This window comes from Bacteroides sp. K03 (assembly GCF_019734355.1).
Taxonomy (GTDB): Bacteria; Bacteroidota; Bacteroidia; order Bacteroidales; family Bacteroidaceae; genus Bacteroides; species Bacteroides nordii.
Genome location: NZ_JAASHC010000002.1, coordinates 19039 through 39762, shown reverse-complemented (window position 1 = coordinate 39762; position 20724 = coordinate 19039). Strand labels below are relative to the sequence as shown.

General features: G+C 40.3%; 11 protein-coding genes. 6 read left to right on the top strand and 5 right to left on the bottom strand.

Annotated elements, in window-relative coordinates:
• Window positions 1-227: 227 nt before the first annotated feature.
• The 4 genes from HCG69_RS01355 to HCG69_RS01340 form a co-directional block, all read right to left on the bottom strand.
• Window positions 228-4226 (bottom strand): two-component regulator propeller domain-containing protein, encoded by a 3999-nt coding sequence (locus HCG69_RS01355; protein ID WP_370634106.1) that lies wholly within the window; start codon window positions 4224-4226, stop codon window positions 228-230.
• 285 nt (window positions 4227-4511) lie between these two features.
• Entirely contained in the window at window positions 4512-6197 is a 1686-nt protein-coding gene (locus tag HCG69_RS01350) for a RagB/SusD family nutrient uptake outer membrane protein (protein WP_221648539.1), read from the bottom strand.
• A 20-nt stretch (window positions 6198-6217) separates the two neighbouring features.
• On the bottom strand, window positions 6218-9466 hold the full coding sequence (locus tag HCG69_RS01345) for a TonB-dependent receptor (protein ID WP_221648538.1): 3249 nt from the start codon (window positions 9464-9466) through the stop codon (window positions 6218-6220).
• A 767-nt stretch (window positions 9467-10233) separates the two neighbouring features.
• Entirely contained in the window at window positions 10234-11601 is a 1368-nt protein-coding gene (locus HCG69_RS01340) for a TrpB-like pyridoxal phosphate-dependent enzyme (protein WP_221648537.1), read from the bottom strand.
• Window positions 11602-11738: 137 nt separating this feature from the next.
• Here HCG69_RS01340 and HCG69_RS01335 point away from each other — a divergent pair, with 137 nt between their 5' ends.
• Together HCG69_RS01335 and HCG69_RS01330 are read left to right on the top strand one after the other, a co-directional pair.
• Complete coding sequence (locus tag HCG69_RS01335) at window positions 11739-13574, top strand: TrkH family potassium uptake protein (protein ID WP_195661318.1); 1836 nt, start codon at window positions 11739-11741, stop codon at window positions 13572-13574.
• Between the two features lie 128 nt (window positions 13575-13702).
• Complete coding sequence (locus HCG69_RS01330; RefSeq protein ID WP_221648536.1) at window positions 13703-14389, top strand: TrkA family potassium uptake protein; 687 nt, start codon at window positions 13703-13705, stop codon at window positions 14387-14389.
• Window positions 14390-14531: 142 nt separating this feature from the next.
• On the opposite strand, the gene HCG69_RS01325 is transcribed toward HCG69_RS01330, so the two are convergent.
• The gene (locus tag HCG69_RS01325) at window positions 14532-15998 is read right to left on the bottom strand and encodes a catalase (protein WP_221648535.1); all 1467 of its coding nucleotides are present in this window, start codon (window positions 15996-15998) and stop codon (window positions 14532-14534) included.
• A 243-nt stretch (window positions 15999-16241) separates the two neighbouring features.
• Between HCG69_RS01325 and HCG69_RS01320 the strand changes: the two genes are divergently transcribed.
• The 4 genes from HCG69_RS01320 to HCG69_RS01305 all read left to right on the top strand — a co-directional run bounded on the left by HCG69_RS01320 (window position 16242) and on the right by HCG69_RS01305 (window position 20578).
• Complete coding sequence (locus tag HCG69_RS01320; protein WP_007484713.1) at window positions 16242-16664, top strand: DUF4890 domain-containing protein; 423 nt, start codon at window positions 16242-16244, stop codon at window positions 16662-16664.
• Window positions 16665-16745: 81 nt separating this feature from the next.
• Window positions 16746-17294, top strand: a complete 549-nt coding sequence (locus tag HCG69_RS01315; protein ID WP_221648534.1) for a DUF4738 domain-containing protein — start codon at window positions 16746-16748, stop codon at window positions 17292-17294.
• Between the two features lie 116 nt (window positions 17295-17410).
• Window positions 17411-19375 carry a sulfatase gene (locus HCG69_RS01310; protein ID WP_221648533.1) on the top strand — a complete coding sequence of 655 codons (1965 nt, stop codon included), beginning with the start codon at window positions 17411-17413 and terminating at the stop codon, window positions 19373-19375.
• Window positions 19376-19408: 33 nt separating this feature from the next.
• Window positions 19409-20578 (top strand): heparin lyase I family protein, encoded by a 1170-nt coding sequence (locus HCG69_RS01305; protein WP_221648532.1) that lies wholly within the window; start codon window positions 19409-19411, stop codon window positions 20576-20578.
• Window positions 20579-20724: the final 146 nt, after the last annotated feature.

Genomic DNA, 20724 nt, shown 5'->3' with positions numbered 1-20724 from the left:
GATGTTTCATTCAGGTAATTTGTTAATAAAGATTCTACATGTCATTTTATTATGTAGCAAAGTTATATTAACGCATACTCCCAAATAATTCAGGTTGTATCAGCTTTATTTAAAAACGACTCTTTTTCTTTTAATTTTGTGCAGTGGGATATTAGTCTTGTCGAATTACCCCCTTTGAAAGGGGGTAAGAGCTGTCATTGTGTAGTATATCGTACGAAGAATAGATATTATCCTTTTCTTTTCTTTATGTATTCCGTAGGCAAACATCCGAAATATTTCTTAAAGCTTGTAGCAAAGTAGGAGGGAGTATTAAAACCTACCATACTACTTACTTCAGATACTGTATATCTTCCGTCCTTTAATAATTTACATGCTTCATTGAATCGGATTTTACGGATGAAGTCGATGGTAGATTCTCCGGTAATTGCCTTTAATTTCAGATGTAAATTAGAACGGCTCATATTCATCTCGCGTGCAAACTCATCGGTAGAGAATTCAATATTATCCATATTCTTTTCTACGATAGCCACAGCACGTTTTAGCAATGCTTCGTCCATGGCATTGAATGTTATTTTTTCCGGTTCTACTTCCAATGATTTGGAATAACGCTCAAGCATTCTGTGTCGCGTTCGTAACATGTTCTGAATTTTTGTCATCACAACGCTCAATGAGAATGGCTTCGGAATATAGTCATCTGCACCTACCTGTAATCCCTCCATCTGATCTTTTACTTCACTTTTTGCTGATAGTATGATTACTGGTATATGGCAGGTTCGTATGTTTTGTTTGATAGTTTTACACAGTTTAATACCATCCATTACCGGCATCATAACATCTGTCACTACTACATCTACATCTTTTTCTTTCAGAATTTCCAAAGCCTCTTCGCCATTATATGCTCCTATTGTATTGAACAGTTCGGATAACCCTTGATTCAGATAGTGAAGAATTTCTTTATTATCTTCTACAATTAAGATTGTTCCTCGTTTCTTATCACCTGTTTCCACTACTTCTTTTTCTACGGTTGTTGTGTCAATGAAGTACATGTCTTTCGGATTTGTAGTGTGTACTTTGGCTTCTTCCTCCGTATCTGAAGCTAATTCTGTCGGATTGTATATTGCAGGATCTTGTGGCAGGTAAACAGAGAATGTACTTCCTTTACCTTCTTCGCTTTCCAACTCTATATGTCCATGGTGTAGTTCTACCAGTCTTTGCACCAGGGATAACCCGATACCACTTCCCACATACTCGCTTTCTATTTGATAGAAACGCTCAAATATTTTGGCTTGTTTATTGATAGGAATACCTATGCCTGTATCACTTACCTGTAATAACAGAAAATCGTTTTCCTTTTTTAATGTAACTGTAATACTTTGTCCTTCATGTGTGTATTTGAATGCGTTTGAAAGCAGATTGTTTACAATCAGTTCAAGATAGTTTGTATCGAAAAGCATTTCTTTATCTTCTACTTCCGAATGCAAAGTATAATGAATTTTTTTCTGTTTAGCCAGTTTATCATAGAATAAGAAGTTATCTTCTACTAATTGGTGCGCATTTCCTATTCTCGCTTTCAGTTCAAACACTCCCAATTCTGCTCTGCGGTAATCCATTAATTGATTTACCAGATAGAGCAGGCGATTGGCATTACGTTGTATATAGTCTAACTGATTGCGTGTCCATCGGTCACTAATGCGGCTGATTATTTCTTGCAATGGTGCCATTATTAATGTTAGTGGAGTACGCAATTCATGGGATATATTGATAAAGAAGCGCATCTTCATCTGATTAATTTCTTCCTGATGCTCTTTGTCCATTCGTTCCATTGCCAATTTGGCTTCCATATTTTTGCGCATAAGGAAAAAACGGAATACAAACGTAATGAATCCGGTAAATGTGGCAACAAATAAAAGAATTGCCCACCACGTTTTATACCATATAGGAAGTACCACGATTTCAAGCTGAGTTGGTGTTTCGTTCCACTTTCCGTCACTATTGGCTGCTTTTACGAGGAAGTTGTAGGTTCCTTGCGGTAGATTGGAATAGGACACAGGCTGTTTGTCGGTCAGATAATACCATTCTTTGTCATATCCTTCTAGTTTGTAGGCAAATGTATTGTGTTGCCCCGAAATATAATTGGATACTACAAAATCCAGTGAAAAAGCCGACTGGTGAGAACTTAGCGTAATGCTTTCTGTATCTGCAATGTTCCGTGTCAGTATTTCTGTTTCATCATCCGGGCGTACTATTTTATTGAATAAGCGAAGCCCCGTAATTACTACCGGAGGAGTGTATGGATTGTCTATTAGTAACTCCGGCCGGAAAGTCGTGATTCCGGCAATACCACCAAAGTACATCTGTCCGGTCGAAGTACGGCAATAAGAAGATGAGTTAAACTGATTACTTTGTATTCCGTCTGTCTGCGTGAAGTTACGGAATTTCTCTGTTTCCGGATTGAAACAAGTCAGTCCCCGGTTGGTACTCATCCACAGACGGCCAAAGGAGTCTTCCAGTATTCCATAAAGTACATTATTGGGGAGTCCGTTGGCTGTTGTATAATGTTTTATTGTATTTTTCTTTTCATTATAACTGTATACTCCTTCACGTGTTCCTATCCAGAATACATCATTTTGTGTTTCATATACGCAGTTGATAAATGCTCCTGCCAATGAAGAAGTTGGCTCAATGAGGTGAAGGGATTCTACTTCTCCGTTTTCTACTTTATAAATGCACAGTCCTTCTTCACCTCCTACCCAGATACGTTGCCGGGAGTCGCGGAAGAGAGTGGTGATACGACGGTTGGGAATCTCATTTCCGTTTTTTTCTTTATCAATGACGGTAAACAAACGTTTCTCTGGATTGAATCGTATTAATGCCTTGAGCGTTCCTAACCAGAGGCTCTGTTCTCCATCCGGTAATATAGCATATACGTTGTCATCCAGCAACCCGCTATTTTGCATATTGAAATGCTCGATGCGTCCTGTATTGCGTTGGAGTACACTTAGTCCTCCAGCATGTGTGCCGATGTATACACGCCCTTTTTTCTCGTCTACATATACTGCCTTTACATTATTGGAACCGATACCTTCTTTATTGCCTTCCTGCAGAGTATAATAAGAGAAATGCTTTGTTTTAGGGTTGTATAGGTTAAGCCCTCCATCATTGGTTCCTATCCATAGATTACGTTCCTTGTCTTCAATTATGCAGCTTACTACATTATCGTTCAGCGAATTCTGATAAGGAATTCGTGTGATGTTACGGAAACGATTTTTCAGTGGGTGATAATAATTGAGTCCTCCAAAGTAGGTACCTAGCCACATACCTCCTTGAGAGTCCATAAAAATGCTACGTACGGAACTTTGTGACAAACTGCCATCTTCTACCGGGTTACTGCTGAAAGATACAAATGAATCATGCCCTTCATGATAGATATTCAGGTCATTGAATGTACCGATCCATAATCTGTTTTGCGAATCCAATGCAAGTGAGCGGATAAAATTGGAACTGATGCATTGTGGCGTTCCGGGAGAATGACGGTAGTTTTTTACTTCTCCTGTTTTGGGATTCAGCAGGTAAAGTCCGGCTCCTTCGGTTGCTACCCATAAACGAGTAGGGGATTGTAATAGAACTGCTTGTATTTGCTTGTTATCCAGTGCTTTGGTTACTGTACTTAATCGCCCTGTACTAATGGAATATTCAAATAATCCATTATTTGTGCCAATATATATATTTTCTCCTTGTCTGCTGATAGTGGAGGCTTTTAATTGATGCATCTCTGTGCTCAGTTGATTATCTATAAAGCTGGTGTCTTTAACGTTAAATAGCAATAGTCCTTCCTGCGAACTGATGAGGAGTTGTTCCGGATTGATTTCCGCAATGCCGTTTACTTGTGTGTTCTTACCGTTTTTCTTATAAAAGAAATTTCTAAATAAATCTTTTTCTTCATTGTACCATGATAGTCCGTCCCGTGTACCTATCCATATACGTCCCTGACTATCGGTCATAACAGTACGGGCTATATCATTGGCTATACTGTGTGGATCAGAAGCATCATGCTGATAAATAGTAAAATCATATCCATCGAATTTATTTACTCCATCATAAGTGGCAAACCACATATTTCCTCTTTTGTCTTGTGCTATAGAGAAAACGGTACTTTGCGACAGTCCATTGTTGAGTGATATATGAGAAAACTTGATGCTTCCGTTATCATTAGCAGAAAGTGTCATTATCCCTATTACAGAGAATAATATAAATAGATAAATACGTTTAATAAAACTCATCCTGATATATTCAAATACAATTAATTACATTAATTATTTTAAAACTATTCATTCACAAAGATAATAATAACGGATGGTATTATACTATTTCTTTGATAACAAATAACATTTCTGTATGGTAAGAGTGGGTGAAAAATAAAAGTAGGAAGAAAACGGAGTTGTCTTCTTCCTACTCGATTCTATTAAAAACTGATGGAGTGTTTCGCCAGGGCGAAAAGAACTTCTTTGGGATTAATATCCCGGATTCTGAGAAACAGAACCTAATGTTTCGCGTACTTCGCGGGCGGGGATAGGATACAGCTCGTGTTTTCCGCTAACAAATCTTGAACCGGCTGCGAATGCATAGTTGCTTCCTACTCCTTCCTGACCGTTATAGTAATCAAGGAAATTCTGATAAGTAGTTGCTATTGTTTCTTTTAGGAGATTCCAACGTATAAGATCAAGTCGGCGGTTACCTTCGAAACAAAGTTCGCGTCCGCGTTCGGCTACAATGAATTTGAAGAAATCATCTTTTCCGGTGAAATCACTTGTTTTCAGGTCTACATCTGCGTTTGCCGTTAAATATGGTTTGCCAAAAGCACGGCGACGTACCTGGTTAACACGTTCAATGGCTAAATCGTTCGGACCGTCATTCAGTTCGTTTTCAACTTCTGCACTCATCAATAAAACGTCGGCGTATCGAAGTAGCGGGAAGTTGACATCGGTATTGTTATTGTCTTTGATAGCAGCTGTCTGCCAGTTACGGCGCCATTTTCCGGGCGACCAGTTCTGACTGTTCTTTTCGGCTATTTCTACAATTTTACTGTTGGCATTGATGCTGAATGTGGCTACTGCTACATCCCGGCGCAAATCTTTCTCATCAAAAGTCTCATAAAAGAATTTATGTGTTTTGATGAATGAGTTAGCACGTCCGTAAATGGAGTTTACATTGATTTCAGGACCGTTATATGTTCCCATATTGCTGGCTCCTGCATTCTGTCCGGTTGGATTATAGAATGATATTTCACAGATGTTTTCAAACGGATCGTATTTTAGTTCACACATGTTGCGGAAGTTCTTTTCATATCCACTGGAGTATGTACCGTCTGCGTCGATCAGCCCATGTTTGCCAGAAGATATCAATTCGTTTAAAACTGTTTGTGCTGCCTGGTAGTATTCTTTATAGTTACCGGGACGTTTGATTGATTTATCCTGATAAAGTGAATATCCTCCGCGGAATAAATAAGCCCGTGCTAGTAATCCCATGGCTGCTCCTTTTGAGAGTCTTTCTCCTTTCTGGTTGCTGTCATCACACCACAACAGGCCCGGTATTGCTTCTTTTAAATCAGTTATAATTTGTGCATACACTTCATCCCGGTCTGTTTTTGGGAGTTTAAAGTTATCCCCGTCTTTTGACGGATTAAGCTTCAAAGGCACATCTCCCCAAAGGCGTACCAAGTCGAGGTAGCACATGGCACGCATACACTTGGTTTGAGCTACCAGACGATTGAATACCAATTGGTCACTTTCTCCATTAATTACCACATTTTCTTTTTGGTCCAGAATTGTGTTGGCACGGTCTATTCCCTGATAATACAATTCCCAGGAACTTTGTAGCCAGGAGTGTTCTGCATAGGCATTATAGTGACCTAAGTCGCGGGCAACATGACCTGTACCAGCTCCTTTTACGTGAGCGATGTCTGTGTCACAATCTCCGTATACCTGCCAGTACTGTCCGTAGGTAGTGATACTGCTGAAAGTTTCGTATATACCGTTGACAGCCATTTCCATTTTGCCAGTAGTATCGAAGTAGGTATCTGCGCTGTATTTTCCGTAAGTTTCTTCTTCCAGCTGATCAAGACAAGAGGTAGAAATAACTCCTGTGAAGAGAGCGAATGCACTTACTTTTATTATATTTACTATTCTATTTGTTTTCATAATTTCAAATTATTATCAGGTTAAAATGAAAGGTTTAATCCGAATACGAATGACAAGCTTCTTGGATAAGCACCCCAGTCCACACCCGGAGTCAGACCTCCGTTCGGTTTGGTATTAACTTCCGGGTCATAACCAGAGTAACCAGTAATGGTGAACAGGTTGTATGCAGAAGCATACACACGGAGGTTACTGATATATGCTTTCTTCAGCCAGGTTTTCGGGAAGGTATAACCGAAAGTGACATTGTTCAGTCGTAAGAACGAAGCGTCTTCTACATATCCGGAATGGAAAGCCAGATTGCTGGATCCTTCGATGGATGCATAGTTTGCATTACGGTTGAGGATGGCAAGCTTTTCAGGATCTTTGAAAACATTGGCACCTGTACCGTCAATATACGTGAAACGTTCGGCAGCATTAGCCAATGAATTACGATTCTTATTATTCATTTTGGTAAAATACATCTTGTTAGCATTGTACACATCACCGCCAATCTGGAAATTCAGACCGATAGAAAGATCGAAACCTTTGAAAGTGAAGTTGTTGATAAATCCACCGATAATATCCGGAGTTGCATTTCCGATTACGGTTTTGTCGTCAGAAGTGATACCTTTCACGCCGTCTGTATCTTTAAATTTCCAATATCCGGGTTGTATGCTGGCATCATAAGAATTGCCTTCTCCGTTCAGTACATATCCTCCGTTACCGTTGTTTGCAGCATTATCCCAATGGAAATCTTCCACCATATAGATTCCTTTTCCATCCAGCTGATAGCCGTACATCTGTCCCATTGATTGTCCTACAGCGATGATATAATCGTCGTCATTAAATTCTGATACAGTTGACCATCCGGAACGTTCAGTGAAGTAATCAGCGTCGGCCAAGGCTACAATCTTATTCTTGTTGTGAGCAAAGTTCAGATTACTTTCCCAAGTGAAGTTTCTGTTTCTGATATTGATGGTATTAATAGAAACTTCAATACCACGATTGCGCGTTTCACCCACATTCTTCATTACGGTTGTATATCCTGATAATCCTGGAAGTTTGGAGTTCAGTAACAAATCCTTGGTCTGGTTATTATAGATATCGATAGTGGCCTGAATACGTTGGTCAAGGAATCCCATTTCAAGACCTAAGTTGGCTGTAATGTTAGTTTCCCATTTGAGGTTCGGATTAGGAAGCTGTGAACTTGCATAAGTCGGAACTAATTGATCTTCGTAGCTGGTGTTACCGGAACCCATGATGGCTAATGAACGGTAACTACCGATATTGTCATTACCTGCCATACCATATCCGAATCTTACTTTCAGGTTTGAGAACACATTCAGATTTTTGATAAAATCTTCTTCAGAAGCACGCCATGCAATAGAACCGGCTGGGAATACTCCCCATTTATTGTTCTTACCGAAACGATTGGAACCATCTGCACGAACGGTTACAGTAGCAAGATATTTACTTTTATAGTTATAGTTAGCACGTCCGAAGAAAGATATCTTACGGTATTTGTAATGTGTCGTAGAAGGTACATTAGGGTTTGTTCCCAATGAAAAATCGTCAAAACCAAAGTTTACATCAGGGAAATTGGTATTTGTCACTGATAATGTTTTTGTTTCAAGCATATAGTCTTCCTGACCTACCAACATATCAAACGAATGTCCGTTCTTCAGTTTCGGGGTATAAGTCACGGTGTTGTTATACTGCCAACCGTTATAGTCATTGATATTCTTCGTTCCGTAAGGGGCTCCACTATTAATAGCCTGGCGACTCTGTGCCTGATAGAATACATCATTATTCAGGCGACGTTCGCGAAGACCTACAGAACCGCGATAGATGAGATTGTCTAATATTTTAAACTGTACTTCTCCATTGATTTGTAGACTCTTATTTTCTTTAGTACGTTCTTCTGCCTGAATGGAGATCAATGGGTTTTGCATCTGGTTACCACTGTCTTCATCAGTAATCGGGTCACGTTGGAGGGTTAATAAATCAGAGTCGTTACCATATTTACCAATAACAGGACGATATTGGAGGATATGCTGCATACGGCTGAAATATCCGGATTCGTTCAGAGAACCTAATCCTTCAGAAGTTTCGTTGCTGTAGTTAGCATTGAAGGTGACTTTTAACCGTTTGTTGACATCCTGTGTAAATTTAGCACGGATATTGGTACGGGCAAAACCACTTCCCTTCATAATTCCGTCATCACTGGTACGTGCTATTGAAATGTTGTAACTGGATGTTTTGGTTCCTCCGCTGATACTTACTTTGTGGTTTTGAGAAATGGGGCTGTTGCTACCGAATACTTCATCCTGCCAGTCTATGCCTGCACGATTACCATAAACACTTGGAATGTTTTGATAAGCTGCATACATCTGATCCAGAATAGCACCTCCGTTTTCATCATAAGGATCTGCATAATATTTCAGATAAGTTTGCTTGTCGGAGTCTGCACCGATCATAGCACGTTCATATTCCAGTTTTGCGAATTGTTCTGTGCTGAGAAGATCAATTCTCTTGGTCAGCTTCTTGAAACCCACATACATATCATAGCTAACGGTTGCTTTGCCTTCCTTACCGGATTTTGTTGTAATAAGGATTACACCGTTTGCTCCTGCAGAACCATAGATGGCTGTTGATGATGCATCTTTCAATACATCAATAGATTCAATATCACTCGGATCGAGTCCGTTCATACCATTCTCACTTTGAAAACCATCTATAATATATAGAGGTTCATTGCTCTGTGTGATTGACATTCCACCACGTACGCGTACTGAGATTTCTGCGTCGGGAGAACCTTGAGATTGGATAACCTGTACACCGGCAATTTTACCAGCTAATGCCTGTGTTACACTGGAAACCGGTATTTTGCTTAATTCACCTCCCTGAACGGAAGATACAGAACCGGTTAAGTCACGACGCTTAGTGGTAGCATAACCAATTGCCACAACTTCATCCAGTTGAATAGAGTTAGGGACCAGAGTCACATTGATCTGACTACGACCATTGACCGGGATTTCTTGTGTATCCATACCTATATAGGTGAATACCAATACGTCTTTTGCTGCATTATTTACTCTTAATGAGTATTTTCCATCGATATCAGTGATGGTACCTGTGCCGGTGGTACCTTTTATTACTACATTGGCACCGATTACTTCAAATCCGTCACTGTCTATTACTTTACCTGTAACAGTAAGGCTCTGTGCCTGTATGTTAAGGCCGACAAATAGAAAAATTGCCGTGAAAAGGAATTTTTGAAAATTTTCCATAACAATTAAATAAAGGTTGAATTTTGAATTTTTATCTGCCCCAAAAATATTGCAAATCTTTAAAACAATTAATTCCTAATGTCTTTAGTTTATTTAAAAATCGCTTTATGTCTTTCACTTTTGTTTATAACTCTTTCATTTATGTCTAAAAAACGTGATAAGAGCTTAAGCTATTGCACTTTTATATAAATTGGGTGATAGATATGCTGTAGATAATCACTGTTATTTTTCTCTTTTTGTGGTATGTTTTTTAACGTGTTCGATATGAGATTGATTCAGATATCCATCGTTTTTTCGTGTATAGAGGGATTAGTTTGGTTGGTGAGTAAAAATACCTCTTCCTCTCTCTACATTTTATGAACAGGCTGATTGAGTTTTATGTGAGGAGAACGTGTGCCAAATTGTAGTATACAGAGGAAAATCTCACTTTATCACAAAGCTACTGATTTGATACGTTCCGCACATTGTTTCTTGTTACATTAACATTGTTAACGTCGCTTTTTTAACAAGATGGGGCTTATATGCAAGATTGTACACTTTAGTACCTCAATATTGTACAATCTTGCCATGCAAAAGTGTACAATATTGAGGTACTAAAGTGTACAATCTTATATTTCTTAAAAATGGAGCTTGCTAGTCTTTGATTATCATTGGTTTATGATTCGAAAACGTTCTGTATTCTATACTGAATTTCACTTTGTGTGAATGTCTGTGATTGTTCTTTTCGCAACTAATCTTAAAGCAATGATTGTCAAGTACAAAGAATCTTATGCCAGACTTCCTATTTCATCCAGGTTCTTTTGAATATCTTCATCGCTAAGTGAGTAATTCACCAAGTCTCCTGCCAGGAACTTATCGTAAGAGGGCATATCAATGAGTCCGTGACCGGAAAGATTGAACAGAATTACTTTCTCTTCGCCTGTCTCTTTGCATTTGTTTGCTTCACGAATAGCAGCAGCGATGGCGTGACAAGATTCCGGAGCAGGAATAATGCCTTCGACTTGTGCAAATAAGCAACCGGCTTCAAAAGATTCGAGCTGTTTGATGTCTACCGCTTCCATCAGTCCGTCTTTCAACAATTGAGAAACAATAACGCCTGCGCCATGATAACGAAGACCACCGGCATGAATATTGGCAGGAGCGAAGTTATGTCCCAATGTAAACATAGGAAGCAACGGGGTGTATCCGGCTTCGTCTCCAAAGTCATACTGAAATTTACCACGTGTCAGCTTGGGACAGGAAGCCGGTTCGGCTGCAATGAAACGGGTTTTCTTACCATTAAGAATATTATGACGCATGAAAGGAAAAGCAATACCTCCAAAGTTTGAACCGCCTCCAAAGCAAGCAATCACCATATCGGGATATTCTCCTGCCATTTCCATCTGTTTTTCGGCTTCCAATCCGATAATTGTTTGATGAAGTGTAACGTGGCTAAGTACAGAGCCGAGGGTATATTTACAGTTCGGAGTGGTACGGGCAAGTTCTATAGCTTCGGAAATGGCTGTACCCAATGAACCCTGATAATTGGGATGGGCAGTCAGTATATCTTTTCCGGCACGGGTAGACATAGAAGGAGAGGGAGTGACCTGTGCTCCGAAGGTTTGCATGATACTACGACGATAGGGCTTCTGTTCATAACTGATTTTCACCTGATAAACGGCAGCTTCCAGTCCGAAAAGTCGGGCGGCATAAGCAAGAGAGGCTCCCCATTGTCCTGCACCTGTCTCCGTGGTTACATTGGTTACTCCTTCCTGTTTGCAATAGTAAGCTTGAGGAATGGCAGAATTTAATTTGTGTGAGCCCATTGGGCTGACACTCTCATTTTTAAAATAGATATGTGCCGGAGTTCCCAAAGCTTTTTCCAGTCCGTAAGCACGTACCAGCGGAGTACTGCGGTAGTATTTATACATTTCGCGTACCTCTTCCGGAATCTCGATCCAAGCATCAGTCTGATTCAACTCCTGACGTGAAAGTTCTTCTGCAAATATAGGGAAAAGGTCTTCTGCCTTTAAAGGTTGTTTTGTACCAGGGTGTAAAGGAGGCATCGGCTTGTTTGCCATGTCAGCCTGAATATTGTACCAATAGTGTGGAATTTCTTCTTCGGGTAGCAGGTACCTCTTTGTCTTGTTACTCATGATATTGCAAATTTTAATATTTTGATTGCCAAAAATAGGCATAATTTTTAATACAACGATTAAATAGTCAACAAAGAATCGAATTTGTTGTTATTTTAATTAAGTTTGCACCATCACACATTGACACATTATTTATCATGAAGATTTACCATAAAATATTGTTGTATCAGAATAAGTTACTACAGCCTTATGTTCGTGTTTTGCTCAGGCTAATAGCTGCTTTTACTTATGTAGCCTCATTACTATTGATAGTAGGAGTTGTTTATGAACATGGGTTTCCACTTTCGAGTGTGGATGTGGAGCATCTTAAAATATTATATAAGGCTGTCTGGATTATCTTTTTGATAGATGTGACCTTGCACTTTCTGTTGGAATACAGAGATACAAAAAAGAATTATCGTAAACTGGCGTGGGTGTTAAGCGGATTACTTTATCTGACACTCATTCCCGTTATCTTCCATCAACCGGAGGAGAGTGGTGCGATTCTTCATTTTTGGGAATTCCTGAACAGTAAGTTTTATCATGTAACCCTTTTATTACTTTTTTCTTTTCTGAATCTGTCTAATGGTCTGGTACGGCTGTTAGGACGCAGGACGAATCCCTCATTAATTCTGGCGGTGAGTTTTCTGGTGATTATACTGATAGGTACGGGATTGTTATTACTGCCCCGTTGTACGGTAGAGGGAATATCTATTTCGTGGGTGGATGCGCTGTTTACTTCGACGAGTGCAGTGTGTGTGACAGGTCTTGTACCGGTAGACGTATCTGCAACTTTTACACCTTTGGGGCTTACTGTGATTATTCTGCTGATACAGGTCGGTGGATTGGGGGTGATGACATTAACCAGTTTCTTTGCCATGTTTTTCATGGGAAATACTTCATTGTATAATCAATTGGTGGTACGTGATATGGTGAGTTCTAATTCATTGGGTTCATTACTATCCACACTGTTGTATATATTGGGCTTTACGTTAGTGATAGAGGGTATGGGAATGTTATCCATCTGGCTGGGTATTCATGGTACATTGGGGATGGATCTGCAGGAAGAACTGGCTTTCTCGGCTTTTCATTCTATATCGGCATTTTGTAATGCCGGTTTCTCCACTTTACCGGGTAACTTGGGTAATCCGATGGTAATGACCGGGCATAATTCTCTTTATATATCCGTTTCTTTATTGATTATTTTGGGTGGTATTGGGTTTCCTATCCTGGTGAATTTTAAAGATATTGTGCTTTACCATTTGCACCGTTTCTGGAAGTTTGTGCGTACACTTAAACTGGATAAACATAGAGTACAGCATCTTTATAATCTGAATACGAAAATTGTATTGATTATGACTTTCCTGCTTCTCGTATTGGGTACACTCGCCATTGCCGCCTTTGAATGGAATGGCTCTTTTGCCGGTATGTCTGTAGCAGATAAGTGGACACAGGCATTTTTCAATGCTACCTGTCCGCGAACGGCAGGGTTCAGTAGTGTGGATCTGACAAGCCTGAGTATACAGAGCATATTGATTTATATTTTGCTGATGTGGATAGGTGGTGCAGCACAATCTACGGCAGGTGGAGTCAAAGTCAATGCTTTTGCCGTTGTAGTGATGAATCTTATGGCAGTGCTGCGTGGTACAGATCGTGTAGAAGTTTTTGGGCGTCAGCTTTCACATGATTCGATCCGTCGTTCTAATGCAACGGTAGTTATGTCTCTTGGGGTGTTGTTTCTGTTTGTATTTATATTGAGCATACTGGAACCTAAAATGTCGATTATGACACTAACGTTTGAGTGTGTATCGGCATTGAGCACAGTAGGATCGAGTCTGAATGCCACGCCCTTACTTCGGGATGAGAGTAAGTTATTGGTGGCTTTGTTGATGTTTGTAGGTCGCGTAGGATTAATAACACTAATGCTGGGCATTGTGAGACAAAAGAAAAATACGAAATATCGTTATCCGAATGATAACATAATAATAAATTGAATAATATGTCAATGTGCCAATATGCCAATGTGTCAATTGGCTGCGCTGTAATGCCGCATGGTAATTGGCACATTGACATATTATTCAATTGGCACATTATTCAATCGGCACATTAAAAAAATATTAGTATGAAATACATTATTATTGGTCTGGGAAATTATGGGCATGTATTGGCAGAAGAACTTTCTGCGTTAGGACATGAAGTGATAGGTGCAGATATTAGTGAAAGCAGGGTAGATAGTATTAAAGATAAGGTGGCTACTGCTTTTGTAATTGATGCGACAGATGAGTTATCGTTAGCAGTACTTCCGCTCAATAGTGTGGATATTGTGATAGTGGCAATCGGAGAGAATTTCGGTGCTTCCATTCGTGTAGTAGCGTTGCTGAAGCAGAAAAAGGTACAGCATATCTATGCACGCGCTATTGATACGGTACACCGTTCGGTATTGGAGGCTTTTAATCTGGAAAGGATACTGACTCCGGAAGAAGATGCTGCACGCAGCTTGGTACAATTACTGGATTTTGGAACTAACATGGAGGCATTCCGGGTAGATTCAGAATATTATGTGGTGAAGTTTTCTGTACCAGAGAAATTTATCGGGTATTTTGTGAATGAACTAAATCTGGATGAAGAATTTCGTTTAAAGCTGATAGGGTTGAAACGGGCAAATCGGATAGAGAATTGCCTGGGTATTTCACTGACGGAACGTAGTATAGTCAACGAACTTCCTGAAAATGATAAGATACAGGAAGGAGATGAACTGGTGTGTTACGGTAAATACAGAGATTTCCAAAAGTTCTGGAAGGCGTTATAATAATGCATTGTCTGATATGTAGTTTCCTTGTAGAAAACGTTATAAAGTTCGGACTTTGATTTTATTTTATTCTAAAAAGCATTCCTTGCTATTTTCGTTTTCAGAAAATAGCAAGGAATGTATGTTTGGAATGAATTACTACTTATCTGTTAGCTTTCAGTGCTTCTTCCAGATCAATACCCAGTGCTTTGGCAACGCCTGTTCCATAAGCCGGGTCTGCTTTATAGCAATTACGTACGTGGCGTTGTTTGATGAAGAGTTCAGAATCCCCCATGGCACGCGCTGTGTTTTCAAACAGCAGTTGTTGTTCGTCTGCCGGCATTAGTCGGAAAAGATCACCCGGCTGGCTGTAATAATCGTCATCATACTCCCGTTCATTATAATTATAGATATCACCATGAACTTTCAAAGGTGGTTCTTTCTTTTCGGGAGAATCTTTCCATTCGCCATAGCTGTTGGGTTCATATCCTTTGGTAGCGCCATAATTACCATCTACACGCATAGAACCATCGCGATGGTAGGCATGGAACGGACAGCGAGGTTTATTAACCGGTATCTGCTCCGAATTAACGCCCAGACGGTAACGCTGTGCATCTCCGTAGGAGAACAAACGGCCTTGTAGCATTTTGTCGGGAGAGAATCCAATACCTTCGACAATATTTATCGGATTGAAGGCAGCTTGCTCTACTTCCGCAAAATAATTTTCCGGATTACGGTTCAGCTCAAGAATACCTACGTCCTGTAGTGGGAAGTCTTTGTGTGGCCATACTTTAGTCAGGTCAAACGGATTGATACGGTAATTATCCGCTTCTTCTTCCGTCATCACTTGAATTTGGAACAGCCATTTTGGATAGTCGCCTTTTTCAATACTTTCAAATAAATCGCGTTGGTGTGACTCGCGGTCTTTAGCAACAATAGCTTCAGCTTCCTGGTCAGTCAGATTTTTGATACCTTGCAGGGTACGCAGATGGAATTTTACCCAGGTACGTTCGTTTGCGGCGTTATAGAAACTATAGGTATGGCTGCCGAATCCATGCATATGACGGTAGGAATAAGGAATGCCACGCGGGCTCATAGTGATAGTGACCTGGTGTAATGCTTCGGGCAGCAGTGTCCAGAAATCCCAATTACTGTTAGGGCTACGCATGTTTGTTTTCGGATCTCGTTTGATGGCATGATTGAGGTCAGGAAACTTCAGAGGATCACGTAAAAAGAATACCGGGGTATTGTTTCCTACCAGATCCCAGTTACCTTCTTCTGTATAAAATTTCATGGCAAAACCACGAATATCACGTTCTGCATCAGCAGCTCCGCGTTCACCGGCTACGGTAGAGAAGCGGACGAAACACTCTGTTTTCTTTCCCACTTCGCTGAATATGGCTGCACGGGTATACTTTGTAATGTCATGCGTTACAGTAAATGTTCCGTAAGCTCCGGAACCTTTGGCATGCATACGTCTTTCAGGGATTACCTCCCGGTCAAAATGAGCGAGTTTTTCAATTAACCATGGATCTTGCAAGGTGATAGGACCACGAGGCCCCACTGTCTGTGAATTCTGATTGTCGGCAACAGGACGGCCGTTGGCAGCTGTAAGTTTCTTTTCTTCCATAAATGTGTAGTTTGTGAGAGTTTATAAATATATAACAAAGATAGGGGGAATTTGCTCACTTGTCAAACAGATATTTTCTATAGAAAGATAGAAAAAAACGATAAGGTATGTAAAGAAGCAGAAGAATCGTTTATAAATTGTTAAAAAAAAGGGGACAGGCTAAACTTATTGGGTTTCAATGAGTCCTATATTCAGTTGCAACAAAGAAACTGATAATTAATCAACTTAAAAGCAGATGTTAGTATGAAAAGAATAGTATTTTTAATGGTTACCCTCTTTCTGATGGGTAGTGTAGTGATGGCACAGGGACAACGGGGCGAACATAAGAAAATGACTCCGAAAGAACGTGCGGAACAAATGACAGAACGTATGGTTAAAGAGTACTCTTTGAACGATACGCAGAAGAAACAATTATTTGAAGTAAATCTGGCACAGTGTGAGAAGATGGGAGATCGTGCTTCGATGCGTCCGCAGAGAGATGGAAAGAAAGCACCCGAAATGACGAAAGAAGAACGTGAAAAGATGCGTGCAGAGATGAAAGCTAACAGTGAGGCTTACAATGCAGAGCTGCAAAAGATTATGACTAAAGATCAATATGCTTCTTATACCAAGAAGCAGGCTGAGCGTGAACAGCGGATGAAGGATGGACGCAGACAGAAAAAGTAGCCTAACTTTCAACCTTGAATTCTTGTGTATATCCGGCTCTTTTTGTTCCTTTGTCGTCTAAATTAAAAGAACGGATTAAAGATGAAGAGATTCATAAATTTGTTTATTCTACCACTGCTGGCAGTACTAACAGCTTGTAGTGGTGGAAGTAAAAAAACGGATGAAGGTTCATTGATCCTTATGCAGGATAGTGTAGATAACCGGGGATTGCAGCGTATGCAGGTATCGAAAGCCGAAGTGGATATTAAGTTTAAAGGGAAGGATTACCACTCTTTTATTTCTCGTACTCCTGATGAAGACCTGCCGCTTGTGAAGAATGAGATGGGAAATACTTTTGTTGACAATAAGATTCAGCTTCGTTTGACCCGTGGCAGTGAGCAAGTCTTTAATATGACTTTTACAAAGAAGAATTTTTCTTCTATTGTGAGTGATGATTTCTTGTCGAAATCTATTCTTGAGGGGATGGTGTATAATAAGACTACCCCGCAAGGGATTGTTTATGCAGCCAGTGTGTGTTATCCGCAGACAGATTTGTATGTGCCTATCTCTATAACGATTACTGCCGATGGTAAGATGACAATGGAAAAGGAGGAGTTGCTGGAGGAAATATATGAAGAAGACAGTATTTAAACTCTCTGATATGTTTTGACAGCATATTTACACAAATATGATAATTTTTAAAACAATTGAAAGGTAGCCCTGTGGTTACCTTTTGTATTTTAGCGGAGTCAATAAATTTTATAAATATGATGAACACACAACTTTATTTATGCTCCGCAGCTTTGTTGCTGACTGCTGCTCAGACCAAAGCAGCCGATAAGCAAAAAGAACGGCCCAATATTCTTTGGCTTACTTTTGAAGACACGAGCTCTTATGAGTTTGGTTGTTATGGAAATGCGCAAGTACATACACCCAATGTAGACGGACTGGCTTCCAAAGGAATACAGTTTATGAATGCATGGTCGGTGGCACCACAAAGTTCTGCTGCACGTTCTTCGCTTATTACCGGATGTTATTCCAGTACATATGGTATGGATGTTCACCCGGTACCCTATGATACTCCGGAGAATATCTTCTTCCCACAATGGTTGAGGGATGCCGGTTATTATTGTACGAATAATAGCAAGACACATTATAACTCGACTACAGATAATAAGATCTGTTGGGATGAATGCACAAAAACAGCTTCTTACAACAGTCCTAAACGTGAAAAAGACCAACCTTTCTTTGCAGTATACAATACGGTTACCTCTCATATGGGGCGTGTACGTACCTTTCATATGGATGGGCGTCGTGATTATACAAAGGAAGGCATTTATCCTGATAAACTGATTCTTCCGCCTCATGTGCCCGATCTTCCGGAAGTACGTTCTGATTATGCCGGACATTTGGAGGCTGCTCAGGATGTGGATACATGGGTAGGCTTTTTCCTCAAGGATCTGAAGGAACACGGTTTGGAAGATAATACCATCATCTTTGTATTCAGTGATCATGGTGGTTGTCTACCTCGTGGTAAGGGATACTTATATGAGACAGGTTTGCGGGTGCCATTGGTTACTTATTTCCCCGAGAAATGGAAACATCTGGCTCCGGCAACAGCGGGAACAAAAGATAGTACACTGATTAGTTTTGTGGACTTAGGCCCTACTGTCCTGAGTCTGGCAGGTGTGAAGCCTCCTAAGCATATGCAGGGGAAAGCACTGATGGGAAAATATGCTTCTAAGGAGAAGACTACGATGCAGTTTGCATTGGCTGCCAATCAGTTGCATCATTTTATGCCGGTACGTGCAGCTATGGACGGACGTTATAAGTATATCCGCAGTTATATACCTTACCGCCAGTTTGCATTACGTAATTACTATCAGTGGGGCATGCCTTCCAATAAAGCCTGGGATAAATGGGTAATGGGTGGCCATAATACGAATCCCGACTGGAAGCAGACGTTTGAACATCATCCGGCAGAGATGTTATTCGATTTGGATAATGATCCGTTTGAATTGAATGATCTGGCTGCTAAACCGGAATATCAGGAGGTACTGCTTCGTTTTCGTAAGGGAATGTCCGATCATATTCGTGAGACAAAGGATTTGGGATTCTTTATTCCTACTTCCCGTGAGAATGTAGTCTTGTATGATAAAGTGCGTAAGGAGAAATATCCGTTGAATGACTTATATGCTTTGGTGGAATTGGCAGGTGTAGCAACTGCTGCTGATGTGTCGGTATTTGAAAAAGCACTGACCAGTGCATATCCCGAAATGCGTTATTGGGCTGCCGTAGGCTTGGCTCAGTTAGGCATAAAAGGAGAGTTGAAAACTTGTCCGGCTGCGTTACTTGCATTATTGGATGATAACGATGCTTATATAGCTTGTGAAGCTGCCTATGCTGTTTCTTATCTGGGTGAGACAGAGAAAGGGGTAAAGCGCCTGAATTATCCGCAGAATGAAGCGGATAGAAAGATAGGATATTCATTGTTGGAGTGCCTGTCTTTGGATAAGGCGATGCAACCTGCGGTACGGGTACATTTGGCCGATCTGAAAGAGAAAGCTGAAAAACTTCCTCGTAAGGCAAATGAAGATGCCGGATTGATGGCACGTGGTATCCTTGTGAATCTGGGAGAGATGGATATAAAGGATTTGCATGGTCCGGAAGCATACGAAATGGGATTACAACTGAATCACGGTCGCAGACCGATGGTGCCACTTCCCAATTGATAAGAATGTAAATTTTCAATAAGTAAATAATATATGAACAAAATTGTTTTTTCTTTTTCTCTGCTGGCTGTAAGCACAGCGATGCTTACTGCTCAAAATGCAAAGCTGATTCCTTTGACGGAACGTGTGAATGTACAGGCTGACTCAGCACGTATCAATCAGGTTATTGATGGTTGTTGGGTAGCTGTTGGTACAGACAAACCACATTCCATTCAACGGGATTATACCATTCCTTTTAATGGAAAGCCTTCTTATCGTTTTGAGCTTAAAACGGAGGACAACACCTTGGAAGGATATGCCAAAGGTGAGACTAAGGGCCGTGCGGAGTTTTCTTATTGTTATGCTACATCCGCTGATTTTAAAGGACAGCCTGCAAGCGTTTATGAAAATGCGCAGAAGACCAAAACCGTTTATCATCATGGAAAAGGTATATGTCCGCAAGGTGCTTCACGTGATTATGAGTTCTCTGTTTATATTCCTTCCACATTGAATGGGGATGTATCTACTATCTTTGCCCAATGGCACGGAATGCCGGATCGTACTTTGGTTTCTACTCCTGACGGAGAAGTGAAGAAGCTCACTACAGAGGAGTTTTTGGAACTGTATGACCGGATGATCTTTAAGAAAAATGCAGCACATGATAAGGTGCCGGTACTTGACAAACAAGGTAATCCGAAAAAGGATAAAGATGGTAACGTTATCTATAAAGCAGGTAAGGCCAATGGTTGGTTGGTAGAACAAGGTGGTTACCCTCCACTTGCTTTTGGATTTTCCGGAGGATATTTTTATATAAAAGCAAATTCTGACCGTAAATGGCTTACTGATAAAACGGATCGTTGTAATGCCAGCGCTGAGAAATCTCAGATCATGAAGCCTGTCACTTCCAAATATAAAGCATCTACTATTGCTTATAAAATGCCGTTTGCAGAGTTCCCTAAAGATTGCTGGATCACATTCCGCATACATATTGACTGGACTGTATATGGTAAAGAAGCCGAGACAATTGTAAAACCCGGTATGCTGGATGTACAGATGAGTTATACGGAAAAAGGGAAACTGGTAAATCGTCATATTGTAGATAATGAAGAAATTCTCATTGGCCGTAATGATGAGGATGGGTATTACTTTAAATTTGGAATTTATCGTGTAGGAAATAGTACTATCCCTGTGTGCTATAATCTTGCCGGTTATTCAGAGAATTGATACAAGTATTATACTTTTGGAGTGCAGATTAACACAGAGGGTCGCAGATTTAATTTAAATTTTGTGACCCCTGTGTTAATCTGCATTTTAATGATAGGACAATTAACTTTTGCTATACCTTCATTTCTGTTTTCAGGAATCATACG

What these genes read in the sequence shown, in the direction of transcription:
- HCG69_RS01355 (WP_370634106.1), bottom strand. Translation starts at nt 4,226, where the DNA reads ATGACACTTTCTGCTAATGATAACGGAAGCATCAAGTTTTCTCATATA.
- HCG69_RS01350 (WP_221648539.1), bottom strand. Translation starts at nt 6,197, where the DNA reads ATGAAAACAAATAGAATAGTAAATATAATAAAAGTAAGTGCATTCGCT.
- HCG69_RS01345 (WP_221648538.1), bottom strand. Translation starts at nt 9,466, where the DNA reads ATGGAAAATTTTCAAAAATTCCTTTTCACGGCAATTTTTCTATTTGTC.
- HCG69_RS01340 (WP_221648537.1), bottom strand. Translation starts at nt 11,601, where the DNA reads ATGAGTAACAAGACAAAGAGGTACCTGCTACCCGAAGAAGAAATTCCA.
- HCG69_RS01335 (WP_195661318.1), top strand. Translation starts at nt 11,739, where the DNA reads ATGAAGATTTACCATAAAATATTGTTGTATCAGAATAAGTTACTACAG.
- HCG69_RS01330 (WP_221648536.1), top strand. Translation starts at nt 13,703, where the DNA reads ATGAAATACATTATTATTGGTCTGGGAAATTATGGGCATGTATTGGCA.
- HCG69_RS01325 (WP_221648535.1), bottom strand. Translation starts at nt 15,998, where the DNA reads ATGGAAGAAAAGAAACTTACAGCTGCCAACGGCCGTCCTGTTGCCGAC.
- HCG69_RS01320 (WP_007484713.1), top strand. Translation starts at nt 16,242, where the DNA reads ATGAAAAGAATAGTATTTTTAATGGTTACCCTCTTTCTGATGGGTAGT.
- HCG69_RS01315 (WP_221648534.1), top strand. Translation starts at nt 16,746, where the DNA reads ATGAAGAGATTCATAAATTTGTTTATTCTACCACTGCTGGCAGTACTA.
- HCG69_RS01310 (WP_221648533.1), top strand. Translation starts at nt 17,411, where the DNA reads ATGATGAACACACAACTTTATTTATGCTCCGCAGCTTTGTTGCTGACT.
- HCG69_RS01305 (WP_221648532.1), top strand. Translation starts at nt 19,409, where the DNA reads ATGAACAAAATTGTTTTTTCTTTTTCTCTGCTGGCTGTAAGCACAGCG.